The 13,468-nt window shown below is 57.9% G+C and carries 7 protein-coding genes; 2 read left to right on the plus strand and 5 right to left on the minus strand.

The window, feature by feature from the left end; translation table 11 throughout:
* Positions 1-114: 114 nt before the first annotated feature.
* Both AR456_RS18275 and AR456_RS18280 read right to left on the minus strand, forming a co-directional pair.
* Positions 115-2,070 (minus strand): DUF1302 domain-containing protein, encoded by a 1,956-nt coding sequence (locus AR456_RS18275; protein ID WP_081694598.1) that lies wholly within the window; start codon positions 2,068-2,070, stop codon positions 115-117.
* Positions 2,071-2,374: 304 nt separating this feature from the next.
* On the minus strand, positions 2,375-3,388 hold the full coding sequence (locus AR456_RS18280) for an AraC family transcriptional regulator (protein WP_021817866.1): 1,014 nt from the start codon (positions 3,386-3,388) through the stop codon (positions 2,375-2,377).
* 270 nt (positions 3,389-3,658) lie between these two features.
* On the opposite strand from AR456_RS18280, the gene AR456_RS18285 reads away from it, so the two are divergent.
* A complete protein-coding gene (locus tag AR456_RS18285) occupies positions 3,659-6,640 on the plus strand; it encodes a LysM peptidoglycan-binding domain-containing protein (protein WP_021817865.1) in 2,982 nt (993 codons plus the stop codon).
* Between the two features lie 27 nt (positions 6,641-6,667).
* Here the strand turns inward: AR456_RS18285 and AR456_RS18290 are convergent, their stop codons facing one another.
* The 3 genes from AR456_RS18290 to AR456_RS18300 form a co-directional block, all read right to left on the minus strand.
* Positions 6,668-8,560: an ABC transporter ATP-binding protein gene (locus tag AR456_RS18290; protein WP_021817864.1), complete on the minus strand. Its 1,893-nt coding sequence runs from the start codon at positions 8,558-8,560 to the stop codon at positions 6,668-6,670.
* A 101-nt stretch (positions 8,561-8,661) separates the two neighbouring features.
* A complete protein-coding gene (locus AR456_RS18295; protein ID WP_021817863.1) occupies positions 8,662-9,849 on the minus strand; it encodes a M24 family metallopeptidase in 1,188 nt (395 codons plus the stop codon).
* Between the two features lie 141 nt (positions 9,850-9,990).
* A complete protein-coding gene (locus AR456_RS18300; RefSeq protein ID WP_021817862.1) occupies positions 9,991-10,767 on the minus strand; it encodes an META domain-containing protein in 777 nt (258 codons plus the stop codon).
* A gap of 995 nt (positions 10,768-11,762) precedes the next feature.
* Between AR456_RS18300 and AR456_RS18305 the strand changes: the two genes are divergently transcribed.
* Positions 11,763-13,370 carry a hypothetical protein gene (locus tag AR456_RS18305; RefSeq protein WP_021817860.1) on the plus strand — a complete coding sequence of 536 codons (1,608 nt, stop codon included), beginning with the start codon at positions 11,763-11,765 and terminating at the stop codon, positions 13,368-13,370.
* Positions 13,371-13,468: the final 98 nt, after the last annotated feature.

Raw genomic sequence — 13,468 nt, forward strand, 5'->3', positions numbered from 1 at the left:
GGCGTTTCCTCGTTGTGTGATTGTCATGTCGTCATTGCCGTGTCGGGTTGGTGTATCGAAAAGATGGGCAGCCGGCCTTGTGCGAAAAGTCGGTGAGCGATGATCAGGCAAGGCCTAGAAACTCACCCCCACACTGGCGGTGATAAAGTCGAAATCGGTATCCGCGTACGGCGTATTGCCACTTCCGGCCCACAGGATTTCGGCATGGTAGCGATCCTGGTAGTCGGCCTTGAGCCCGACACTGCCGAGCAGACGGTCCTCGACGAAATTGACGTCATAGGACCAGCCGGACACGTCATGACCGAACATGGCGTAGGGAGTCAGCGTCAGCCCCGGTATGACGTTGGGATAGATCAGTTGGCCGCGCAGTCGATAGCCCCAGGAGAAGTCCGTGGTATATCCATCGCCGGAGCAGCCGCGGTCAGTGTAATCAGGGCCGGAGGTGCCAATGGCACAGCCGATCTCGCTCCCCTGTGCCAGATCAGTGCCATAGACATCCCCCTTGTTGTAACGACGCTCATCAAGACTCGCCAGATCATGGACGTACTTCATGCCCACCTCTCCGACCAGCACCAGCGCCTTCGAGCCGAGTACGCCCGGCACCGGCTGAATGGCACCGAAGGTCAGCTGCGAGACGTCGTAGCGGTCATAGCCCTCGAAGATACCGCCAGCAGGCGTTGACCTTGCGCCATCCGCCAGTGTGATGTCTTCTCCGATAGCACCAGAGAGAGCATTCGGGTCACGTACAAAGGAAGCGACCAGATCCGCGGTGGCCAGCTGCAGCGGTTGATCATGACGGAAGCTGTATTCGCCGAAGACCTGCGTCGCCTGACCAAACCTGGAGTGCAGACCAAGACCGAAGACCTGGATATCTTCCGGGTAATCATTGAAGTACTTCGCGTTGAGGTCAGGGTCATAAGTGGAATCACCGGGCGGTCGCCAGCCAGGCGACAGGCCGCTATCGTCTGGACCGCTATATCCCCCCGTGATGACACTGACGTAAGGTCGGCGCGAATGGATATTCATGGCGTAAGCGGACAGCGCGGTATCTTCGCTCGGCTGGTAGGCAAGGCTGATCCCGAACTGGCCAGAGTCACTGGGAGTATTGTCCGCTGCACGGTCAACGAATAGCCCATTCTCATAGGCATATCGATCATCGGATCCCGCAGGGACGGCACCAGCACAGCCTTCTGCGACATAGTCATGAGTGCTGAATGCCGTACCGCAACCATCAAGTACCGAGCTGTCCCAGTCGAGTTGATAGAAGGCGCCCAACTGCCAGCTTTTGCTCAGTTCAAGTTCTGCGAGCAGTAATGTCGTCGGCAGACGCAGATTGTCCCCCGGCATGCGTAACGCTGCCGGCCGATAGGGGTTAACGGTGTTGATACCATTGATGAAGAACTTGCTTTCCCCCCAGGACAGGTATTGATCTCCGAGGGTGACCTTGAGGTCATGGTCGGCTACATCAAAGTTGCCGTAAGCATACACCTCAGTGAAGGACGCCCCCTTGAAACGCGAGAGTCGATGATAGTTGCTGTCATCCAGCGGCTCATTGCTGGCATAGCCATTGGCTAGACTGCCGAAAGGCACTTCGTGATGCTCCTGAAAGGCGTCATACCAGGCCTTGCCAGCAATCCGAGCGCCCACATTGCGGTATGACAGGTCCAACTGAGTGGTGAAGATGATCGGTGTTGAGGCCAGCTCACGCTCGGAATAATTGCCACGAGCATCATCATTGTTGCGCCCACCCTCGGGGTTATAGCCGCTGCCCTTTAACCCAGCGGCCTCGGCATTACCCTGAAACAGACGGTCACTGTCAGCGGACTCGGCACTCCATATTGCACCAGCGGTCAGCGACCCCGACAGAGTCGCGTCGACCTCTCCAAACGACATATCGAGCGCCCAGGCCGGAGAGACCAGAAGAACAAGGCAGGAGAGGAAAATGTATGGCACTCCCGAAGCCAGACGTTTCGAGATCGTTCTTGATGCCCTGGGACAGCAAGATACAGAAAACTGGGCATGGCGATTCCTTCGCGCACGATGGGTCTGCGCGATTTGGGGCGCTGGCATAGCGTAGTCCTTATCGATCTTGTTGTTGTCGTTGTTGCGCAGGCCTTATGTGCGGTGGCCTACCCGTCAGGAGACATGCTTCGAGGTTCCTGGCGGCGTACAGGATCGTGCTGCAGTTCGACCATCAGCCGAGCATCACTTCCTCGACCGGACACAGGACTGGAATGGATCGCTATCCCGTAAGTCATGGCGTGGCTTGAGCGCATTGCACCTCACCTGTGTTTGTTATGTGCTGGTGGTGTCAGTGCAGAATAGAGAAGTCACGTAGGCGGGTATTGACTCAACATGCAGCCAATTTGACATATCACGCAGGTTTGGCGATTTCCATCTTATGCTTTCGTCGCCATTGAGTAGGACTTTCCCCAGTGACGCGTTTGAAACCGCGCGTCAAGGCACTCAACTGGCTATAGCCAATCAGCTCGGCGATCTCACTCAAGCTCAAGTCGGTATCGAGCATATAAGTCTGTGCCGCCTGCATTCGCGCTCGATCAAGCAACTGCTGAAAGCTCACCCCACGATGGGCCAGTCGAGCCTGCAGCGTTCGCGCGGGCACCGCCAGCGCACCAGCCACGGCATCCAGCGTCACCTGATCCAGCGGCAGGAGGTTGGTGATGATCCATTCCACCTTGTCTTCGATCTCACTCCACTGATGATGGCGCATCAGCGAGTTGATCAGCCTCCGCAACATCGGGCTGCCACCGGCGATACGCTCCTCCAGACAGGCTCCATCAAAGACCAGCGCACAATCATGATTATTGAAGCACAGTGGTGCCTGCAGCAGGCGTGTATAGGGCTCCGCATCCACTGGTTCACTACCGACGAGATATGCAGCTCGCAGCTTGAGCGGCTCACCACGCAGGAAGGTGATGATGTTATAGGCAACCATCAGCGTATGGTCACTGTGCTGGCGAGAGGAGCGCGCCTGATCATCGACCTGATAGGTAAAGTGCCAGGATGCCTGGTCATCGCTTTCAACCAGCCTCACTTCAAGCCCTTGAACGTGGCGGCCGATCTGTTCGCCAATCGTGACCAGCGCTTCACGCATGGTTCCACTGTGTTGGACCAGTAACCCCACCAGGCCAAGCGTGGAGATATTCTGTTGTCGTCCCAGCAGTAGTCCGAAATGGCGGCAGCCAGTGGCCCGTGCACCGAGTTCGAGCAAGTCGATCTTGGTGGTGACAGGGATCAGGCGATCCGGGCGGTCGAGGTAGTCCGGAGGCAGGCTCAAGTCGGCGAGCAACTGGTGTGCATCAACCTTGCGCTCTGCCAGCAGCGCAACATACCCCGTCAGGGCGGCGACACGAACCATCTGCTGCATTCAGCTCTACTCCATGGGACCCGGAAACGATCTGGCCAGTATACCGAGCCTCGACCGGTCACGCGTCCCGGACGAAGGACCAGGGAGCTGGAGAGGCGACGTACCGCGCTGGTAACCATCATCATTCGTGACTGACGACAAGTTTCAGCGGATATCGGCGCGGCTCCGAGCCCGGCATATCGTCATGGGAAATTCATGGAAAATTCATCCACCTGGCACTGGTACAAGCTCAGGCTTGAGGCACTCCTCCAGCAAGCAAGAGCGCCCAGCATGTCATACCGAATCGATAGCGATGCGCTGCGTCGCTACAGCGCCGACGGCGTGTTATCCACTGTCCTGAGTCCGGCTCAGCAGCAACGTTTCGAGACTGCAATCGAGAGCGCGCTCGAATCGCGGGAAGATGCTGGAGGGCCTGGCGAGCTGAATGTCGATGAGGAGCGCATTTTCGTCGTCGAGGAAGGTGACAGCCTGGTACAGATCGCCGATGAGTTGAATGTCGACCTCAACGAGTTGCTCGATCTCAACCAGCGTGAGGATATTCCAGACCCTGACCAGATCGATGTCGGCGATGTGGTATTCGTCCCACACACATCTCCGCAAGAAGCCGCAACGTCACCACGCAATGCGCAGGGTATCCCCGAAGGCGAAACGGACTTTGTGCAGAGCCTTCGCCAGCAGGGTAACGACCTGGAGTATGCCGATGATCCCTCGGCTATCGACATGGATGCCGAGGTTGGCCATCTGGCAACTGATGTCCAGAGCTATGTGGAAGCCCTCCCCCCTGCTGAGCGGCAGGCAGCGTTGCAGCGTTTGTATGACAACGACTGGGTCGATGCGGGTCCGGCACAGATGGCCATTGAACAGGCGGCATCCGAGCTCGGAATGGAGCTGGGGGAAACCAGCCACGCCGGGCCCGAGGTGGAGAGTCAAGCCAGAGAGATCATCGATGAAGCTCAGGCCGAAAGCGACCCGGACAAGGCACTTCAAATACTGGAAGACGCCTATGACAGCGCGTCTCCTGCGGTGCAGTCTGCCCTCGATCGTTCCAGTGCTGTCCGTGAGATCGCCGAGAACAGTGCTGCCGACTTCATCTCTGAAGCCCAGACCGCAGAAGACCCGTCACAGGCCCTACGCATCTACGAAGAAGGCTACAGCAACGCATCCGAGCGAGTTCAGGCTGCTCTGGACCGCTCCAGCGATGGCCAGGCGATCATTGATGACGCCGTCGAGTGGGCCGCCGAGCCAATGCTCGATGATAGTCATGACCATGAGCTACCGGCAGCCCGCTCCCTGCAGGCCATCGAACGCCTGGAGACACTGACCGCAGACCTGCCCCCCGAGTTCGCAGCTGGGGTAGTGGATGCCATGCTGCCACAGCTACAACAAGCTCAGCAGAACTTCAGAGATGATGGATATGCCGGAGTCGAAATCGGCTATAACGGCACACTGACGCTCAACAGCATCCTCGACCGGATAGCGGGTACAGAAAAAGGAGATGCCGCGACACAGCAGATCGTCGAGATGGCAATGATCGACATGAACGGTGTGCGCAGTGCCATGTATCAGGCCGCCTCCGAGGGCAACAGCCTGCCTGCTCTTGCCATGGAACTCGCAGCCCATGAAGGCACTACAGAGAGTTTCCGTGAAGAGGTCATTGCCACCGCCGAGCAGTTCCGTGATCAAACCATCGGCGACCAGTCCGAAGCCTATTACGAACACCTCCAGGAACTGAGCTACCTGATCGATACCGGTGACTCAGCCATGACCCCCGAGCAGCTCGAAGCTGCCATCGAGGATTACATCGAGTCCCGGGGCGATGCATGGAGCGAGGAGCTGGAAGGCCTGCGTGACGATCTCGCTGACAGTGGTGCCACGCTCCTCGAGCATATCCAGCAACTGCAGAGTCTCCCCAACGACATACGTGCCGAGTATCAGGACCGCATCGATGCTCTGATCGATGATCCCAATGCACAGCTGGCTGTCTCCACTGCCCTGCAGGAAAATCCCGAATTGGTACGTGGTGAAGCGGGCGATCAACTGGTCGAGACCTTCAATGAGCTCGGCATCCAGGGCGATGATCCCCTTGCCGCCACCCTGATGGGCACCTATCTCAACGAGAACGTGCTGGGCTCGATGGCAGATCTCGACTTCACCGATGCCGACGCCATGGCTGACGCCCGCCAGAGCATTGAAGAGGCGCTGACCGATAAGCCACACCTCGCGGAGTTGATGGGCGTTTCGACCGACGACCTCAATGAGTTGGCGACACTGCTCAGCGGCGTCCTTCCCAGCGAACCGCTACCGGGTGGCAACGAATTCGGTCGAGTCAACGGCATCCTGCGCAATCTCAACAACACCCTCGATCAGATCGATGGCAAGTTCGTGCGCAGCACGCCCTTCAGCACTACCTTCCGTACCACGGCATTCACCATCGTTGGCTCCGGGCTGATCAACGCCGGTTACAACTTCCTGGAGAATCCAAACCTACGCAACTCCGCCGAGCTGGGTGTGGCGCTATCCCGTGTCGGGGTCGACAGCGCTCAACTAGTGGCGGCGTACAGTAACATCACTGATTCCCACTCTCCGACGGTGAAGAACCTCAAGGCCGCCGGGAAATTCGTGCACATCATGGGCGCCACTCTGGCGGCTGCCGATGCAGTATCTCGCTTCCAGGAAGGTGACTACTGGGGTGCCGGACTGAACGCCGGTGTCGCAGGAGGCGTGAGCATAGCGCTCCTGTTCGGTTCCACGAGTTGGGGCGGCCCAGTCGGTTTCGGTATCGCCACGCTAGCCTCGCTGGGTCTCTACATCAATGAATCAGGCAAGGAGGCGCCCTACCAGACTCAGACCACCACCGAGTTCCTGACCCACGCCGGATTCAGCGAGGTAGCTGCCGAGATCCTGATCACGCGCAGCGAAGATGGCCATAATGCCGTGCCTTTACTGATGCGCTACGGCGAGCTACATGGTCTTTCACCCGAGCAGACCGTGGAGTGGATCAACTCGATTCCCGAGGGCGATAACGGCGATGTCATGCTGGGCGCATTGCGTGACAACCTGCTCAATACCCTCGATCAACATCTCGAGAATGGCGATGTCAGCCAATTCAATGAGCATGTTGATGAAGGGTATGAGTTATTCGGACCCTCGCTGGGACAATCTCGCGCAGGAGAGCTGGCGCCGAAATCCTCCTTCGAGCTCGACGCCATCCTTCCCATGCTCGATATCGAGTCTCCGCAGGCCTACGCCTGATGGTGCGAGGTCAGGTGGCGCCAGCCTTCATGAGGCCACCCCCTCGCTGGGCGCTGCCTCCTGGGGTTCAACCGAGGAGGCCTCTATACCGAGGAAGCCACCCGACTGCCTACGCCACAGGGCAGCATAGAGCCCATCCTGTTCCAGCAGCTCTGCATGGCTACCGGTCTCGACAATCTGTCCGTTGTCGATCACTACCAGACGGTCCAGCATGGCGATGGTCGACAGCCGATGAGCGATGGCGATGACCGACTTGCCCTCCATCAAGGTGTACAGCTGCTCCTGAATGGCGGCCTCTACTTCAGAATCCAGTGCGGAGGTTGCTTCATCAAGCACCAGAATCGGCGCATTCTTGAGCAGGACCCGCGCAATCGCGATGCGCTGCCGCTGGCCCCCGGACAGCTTCACACCACGCTCACCGACATGAGCATCCAGACCACGCCGCCCCTGAGGATCGACCAGCTCATCGAGGAAACTGTCGGCATGCGCCTGACGCACCGCTCGCCAGATGGCTTCCTCACTGGCTTCGGGACTGCCATAACGAATGTTGTCACGCACCGAACGATGCAGCAGCGAAGTGTCCTGAGTCACCATGCCGATATGGTGTCGCAGTGACTCCTGGGTCACAGCGGCGATGTCCTGACCATCGATGCGAATCGCGCCTCCTTCAAGATCAAAGAAACGCAGCAACAGGTTGGCCAGAGTGGACTTGCCGGCTCCTGAGCGGCCGATGATGCCCACCTTCTCGCCAGGCGCAATGGTCAGACCCAGTCCGTCGAAGACACGCTGTGCGTCACCATTCGGTAGGTCATACCCGAAACGTATCGACTCGAAACGGATCTCGCCATGAGGTACGGCGAGCTCACTGGCGTCCGGTGCATCAAGCACCTCAGGAGTGCGGGCGATGGTGTTGATGCCATCCTGCACGGTACCGATGTTCTCGAACAGGCTGGCCACTTCCCACAGAATCCAGTCGGACATGAAGCGAATCCGCATCACCAGGCCGATGGCCACGGCAATCACCCCAAGAGACACGGCTTCCAGATACCACGCGCCTACCGCCATGGTCGCAATACCGACCAACAACAATGAGTTGAGAAACGTCAGACTAACCGACAGTAGTGTTGCCAAACGCATCTGACGATGCACCGTGACCATGAATGCCTCCATGGCATCACGAACATAGGCCTGCTCTCGATGGGTGTCGGCAAATAACTTGATGGTCTGGATATTGCTGTAACTGTCTACCACACGACCGGTCATCTGCGCCCGGGCATCGGCCTGAGCCATCGATACCTTGCGCAGCCGTGGCACGAAGAACCACATGATGCTGACGTAGCCTGCCAGCCACAGCACCAACGGAGCCATCAACCATGGCTCGGCATTGCCCAACAGCAACATGGCGCCAGTAAAATAGACGAGCACGTAAACCATCAGCCCCGTCAGTTTCATGACCGTCTCACGGACGGCAAGAGCGGTCTGCATGACCTTCTGGGACACGCGACCAGCGAACTCATCCTGAAAGAAGGACATGCTCTGACGCAGCATGTGACGATGTGCCAGCCAGCGACCAAGCATCGGATAGTTGCCGAAGATGCCTTGATGGGTCAGCAACGATTGCAGCAGCACCAGTAACGGCAAGCCCACGACCACCAGCAACCCCATCCCCACCAGACGCCAGCCATGCTCCGCGAAGAAGCCTTCGCGCTCGGCGGTGGAAAGCCAATCGACCAGCTCCCCCATGTAATGGAAGAACACCACTTCGGCAGCCGAAACCAGTGCCGTGGCCAGAGACATGGCTACCAGCAAGCCTGCCACCGGCCGCGAGAAGTGGATGATGAAGGGTAGTAACCCTCGTGGTGGTACCTTCAAATCCCCCTCGGGATAGGGGTTCACCAGGTTTTCGAAGTAACGGAACATATCAGCACTCTTTGGTATATAACGATGTGTTCACCTACGATAATTCCTCAAGTTAACTTGAGGTCAATGAAACACCGTCCTATGCCTCCATTAGGCAGGTGCTATCGCAGTGGCGCTACACACCAGTCATTGTCGGTCAGTGCCACTCCACCGTTTGGGGTAACACGCACGGTATCACTCAAGCCAATTCCCCACTGTCCGGGGATGCGCAGGCATAGCGGCAGATGGAAGACCATATCGGTTTCGAATTCACGGGTCTGGCCGCGCGCAATGAATCCGGTGCCCTCGACCCAGCTCGGTGGGAACTGGGCACCCACGGCATAACCGGATACACCTGAAAAGAACACCTGCTCGGCATGTGGCGCCAATACCGTCTCCGCTGCACGAGCGGCATCCTCGAAGCTATTGCCGGGCCGCATGCTATCGCACAACGTTTCACCCAGCGCGTGACACAGCTCACCTAGCCTTACCATCGCATCGGTAGGGCGGCCTGCCACTGCGGTTCGCATCATCGGCGCAGTATAACGCTGGTACGCTGAGCCGAACTCAAGGAATACCGGTTCATCCTGCCCGATCACATGACGCTTGTGATTGACGTGAATGGTGCCGATACGCCGACCACTGGTGACAATGGGTTGCAGGCTCATGAACTCGCTGCCGGCTTCCAGCATGGCTCGGGCCCCTTCCGCGGCGACCTCACTGTCGGTAACTCCCGGCCTGATGATGGAAATCGCCGAACGCAGTCCCAGCGAGGTAATACGCGCACTCTCACGCAAGCATTCCAGCTCGGCCGCGCTCTTGACGATACGCAGCCGGTCGATCAGTTCACCGCCATCATTGCGAAAGCGCTCCTCCCCCAAGCGTTTCTGCAACTCGCTGATCACCCCATGCCGCAATCCGGCGCTGAAGGCATCGAGGCCAATGATCGAGCAAGGCGCCAGCGTGTCGGCCAATGGCTCAATGACTTCGGCCAGGCTTTCCCAGCGATAGCCAATGATTTCATCGACACTCGCCGTTACTACCGCCGGGCCGATCTCGATGGACGGTACCTGCAATACCAGTCTTTCATGTGTCACTACCAGACAGGCATGCACCGAGACCTCGAAGGTGTGGTAGCCGGTCAGATAATAGAGATCGGAAGGGTCCGTCAGCAGCAGAGCATCCATTCCCTGCGCTTGCATCGAATGGCGAACAGTATGGCGGCGCGCCGCGAACTCCTGCTGAGAGAACGGCAGCTCGCTCCCTCCCAGCGCATTCTCGAGGGCACGATGGTAGGCATGGTGATCCATGATGGCACTCCTTGCGGAAGCGGCCGCTGGGCATCAGCCCCGGAACCTCCGCTGCGTTGGCATTGTGCAGATACGCATCCGACCGGCCACAGGGGCCGGCCGGATGATACAGGCCTTCGAACACCCGCGACGATAGCGGTCTCAGGTCAGATGACGCACTTCGAAACGAGCCATAACCTTGCCATCGTCATCGCGCAACTCGAGTTGGTCGGCCAGCACGCGATAACTTGTGGTCTCCTCCAGTACCTCGAGGAAACGCGGCTCGACACTCGCATCTGCATCGTTCAAGCAAGCCATCATCGTGGTGGCCGGCTGGCTGAACCTCAGGCTGTCGCCGTCCTTTTCATAGCTCGCCATCAATCGATTGCAGCCTGTGGAGCCCGCGACTCGAGAGTCCGTAGCATGCAGCACCAGATGTGGTTCACGCTGACCCTCGGTGACCTCGATGGACTCACCGCCCAGCTCGATCAGCTTCCAGTAGGTATTCTCCAGGTTCTCCGTCACCAGACCGTCGGTGCGCTTCAGAGTGTAGTCCAGAGTTGACTCGATCTCGTTACCCTCCAGGTCGAGAGCTTCCAGGGTCGAATCGTCCTCCACACGCCACTTGCGAGGTTGTTCTCCGTCATCGAGCGTCAGCGTCCTGCCAGTAGTATCGAGTGACCACTCACCCTGCTCATCAAACCGCGCTTCCTCGCCCTTGCCCATATAGATCATTTCCAGGCGGTAGACACCACCCTCGAACAATGAGAGGTGGTGGCGAATCCCCGCACAATCCGCACAGGGCAGATCCCCCTGATAGCTGGCCGGCAGCTCACCCAAGGCCGCTTCTGCATCATTACCTGAGCGCTCAGCAACAGCACATCCCGCCAGAAATATAGCGGCCAACAGAAAATAAGCGAGGGAAAATATCCGTTTCATGGTGATTCATCCTGATGTTGGAGGTAAGACAACTATTTGACCATACATCGGCAGAAGGTTCTGCTGTGGACAGCCTGGCTCAGGACCGAGGCTTGTCCTTGAAAGTTTTCTGGAATTGGCACCAGAGGAAGCGCCATGTGATGGAGCAATATGTCATGGAACACATTTTATAGAGCCATTTTCAGAGCGCAGCAGACAATATACACCCCTGCTGGAAGGAAAACGCTCATCATGGGCCCTTGTTGATAAGCCCACCTGGTGCGGCTTCAACTATTTTCTGGTGACACTGTCATTAAATTCGTCGGCCAAACCTTGATTGTTACATATTGGCGCTATCAGTGAGACTACTTCAGGATTATCAAACATTCGTTTAAATATCGAACCTTGAAATTTTCATCGTCTTTATTCCTGATCTTTATCCACCTGTAAACTGCATTGAATTAAAGCTTTCCATCTCAATATCTGACTAACCACAAGCTGCTCTAATGTTTGTTTTTGTGACCCGGGGAAACAAAATGTCTTTTGCATGCACGAATAGAAATTTTACGCAGCCTGTATTTTCTCATCCGAGACACCAGAGGTGACGCTCCACTACTGAAACATGCCAGCCTCTTGAAGACATTCTGTACAACTAGAGCCCGCAGCATCGCGCATGAGGATAGCGATTATCTACCAGAAATCGCGTCAGCATAACAAAGCAGCTACAAACAAAAACCATTCCTTACTCCCTCAGCTATGGAGCTGATCTAGATTGGGTAGGGCTGTTACTGCAGATAATTAAAGAGCGACAAATGTATTACGCTCGTCCTCATACGAGAATTGAGCCATATGATGGCCCTTCTTGCCTATTGGCTTTTATGGATTGCAGCCAATGCTACAACGAAGTCGCCTGATATCCACTAGCCTCAGCACCGTTTTCTGGTGCCATTGAATCGAGATATCGATTCTCCCCTGAAATACCATTTATCGAATGCATTCACGGAATGGAGCATCTCATGGTAACTCAAACAACTTTACCCGCACTGAAGCCCATCAGCGCCGCGGTCAGCAACGCCACAGCGTCGCTGGTTGGCACCGATAGTCTGCTTGGCGGAGACCTACTCGGTGGTGTACTGAACACTCACCTACTCGGAAGCCTACTCAGCGACGACGGTCTGTTGGGAGGACTGCTGGGCGGTGACGGCTTGTTGGGCGGTCTGGTCGGCGGTCTGCTGGGTAGCGATGGCCTGGTCGGCGGTCTGCTAGGCGGTGATGGCCTGGTCGGCGGTCTGCTTGGTGGCCTACTTGGTGGTGACGGTCTACTCGGTGGCCTGCTGGGCGGTGGCAGCAACAACCTCGACCTCGTGACAGAGATCGCCAATGGTGTGGTTACCGTCGTTGGCGGCGTGGCTGCACAGGTTGTCGACACCGCCGCATATGCCTCCGCCCTGGTCCAGGGTAGCCTGGTTGGCGTGTTGGCCGATGGTGGTCTGCTCGACCAACTGATCGACGATGATCTCACCAGCCTCCCGGTCAGCGAGCTTGGAGATGCCGCGGCCCTGATCGCCAACCAGGTGGGCTCGGTAGTGGAGAACACTGTCGATGGCGCCCTGCAGTTCGCACAGAATCGTCTGGATGGCGTACTCAGCGATGATGCACTCGTCGATGCACTGGCCTCGATTGGCAACGGTGCGCTGGGTGATTTGCTCAGCGGTGCTGAAGGCCAGTTGGACAGTATTGGTGATGTCGCCGATGCACTCACGGAGGAGTTGAGTGCATCTCTCGAAGGCGCGTTCGATCTGGTTCGCTCAGCGGTCGACGACGTACTCGGCAATAATGGCCTGGTTGACCAGATCACCAGCGCACTCGATGACGTCATCGAGAACGGTCAGGTCAACATTCCGGTTGGTGAACTGACCGAGGCCATCTCCGGCGTCATTGGCAATGTTGCAACGCAGCTGTCAGGCGCCTTCGACGAAGCCTTCACCGGTGTAGTCGGCGACCTGCAAGGCCTGCTCGAAGCCGACGGTATGCTGGGCGGCTTGCTCGGTGCAGACCTGGTCGATGGCGTAATTGGCGAAGACGGCCTACTGGGCGGCCTGACTGGCGGCGGTGGTCTACTCGGAGGCCTGTTGGGCGAAGATGGTCTGGTCGGCAGCCTGCTGGGCGAGGACGGCCTGCTTGGTGGTCTGCTGGGCGGTGACGGTTTGCTCGGTGGTCTGCTGGGTGGTGATGGCCTGGTCGGCGGCCTGCTCGGTGGAGACGGTCTGGTCGGCGGTCTGCTGGGTGGTGACGGTCTGGTCGGCGGCCTGCTGGGTGGTGACGGCCTGGTCGGTGGCCTACTGGGTGGTGACGGCCTGGTCGGCGGTCTACTGGGAGAAGACGGTCTGGTCGGTGGCCTGACTGGCGGCCTGCTGGACGGTGATGGCTTGGTCGGTGGTCTGCTGGGCGACGACGGCCTGGTCGGTGGTCTGCTGGGTGGTGACGGCCTGGTCGGTGGCCTGCTGGGCGACGACGGCCTGGTTGGTGGCGTGACCGGAGGTTTGCTCAGTAATGACGGTCTGGTCAGCGGCATTGAGCTGGTAGGCGCCAATAACGAGCTGGTTATCCCCGAAGTCGCCTGATTCTCTGGCCATCCGCACGCACGTTCAGCCTGGGGCGGATGGCCGAAGTTCAGGATCTCATATACGCCCGGCAGACAAACTGTCGGGCGTCTTCATGT

The organism is Halomonas huangheensis, assembly GCF_001431725.1.
In the GTDB taxonomy this organism is placed as follows: Bacteria; Pseudomonadota; Gammaproteobacteria; order Pseudomonadales; family Halomonadaceae; genus Halomonas; species Halomonas huangheensis.

Coding starts and splice junctions, on each gene's coding strand:
- AR456_RS18275 (WP_081694598.1), bottom strand. CDS start 2,070: ATGCCAGCGCCCCAAATCGCGCAGACCCATCGTGCGCGAAGGAATCGC.
- AR456_RS18280 (WP_021817866.1), bottom strand. CDS start 3,388: ATGCAGCAGATGGTTCGTGTCGCCGCCCTGACGGGGTATGTTGCGCTG.
- AR456_RS18285 (WP_021817865.1), top strand. CDS start 3,659: ATGTCATACCGAATCGATAGCGATGCGCTGCGTCGCTACAGCGCCGAC.
- AR456_RS18290 (WP_021817864.1), bottom strand. CDS start 8,560: ATGTTCCGTTACTTCGAAAACCTGGTGAACCCCTATCCCGAGGGGGAT.
- AR456_RS18295 (WP_021817863.1), bottom strand. CDS start 9,849: ATGGATCACCATGCCTACCATCGTGCCCTCGAGAATGCGCTGGGAGGG.
- AR456_RS18300 (WP_021817862.1), bottom strand. CDS start 10,767: ATGAAACGGATATTTTCCCTCGCTTATTTTCTGTTGGCCGCTATATTT.
- AR456_RS18305 (WP_021817860.1), top strand. CDS start 11,763: ATGGTAACTCAAACAACTTTACCCGCACTGAAGCCCATCAGCGCCGCG.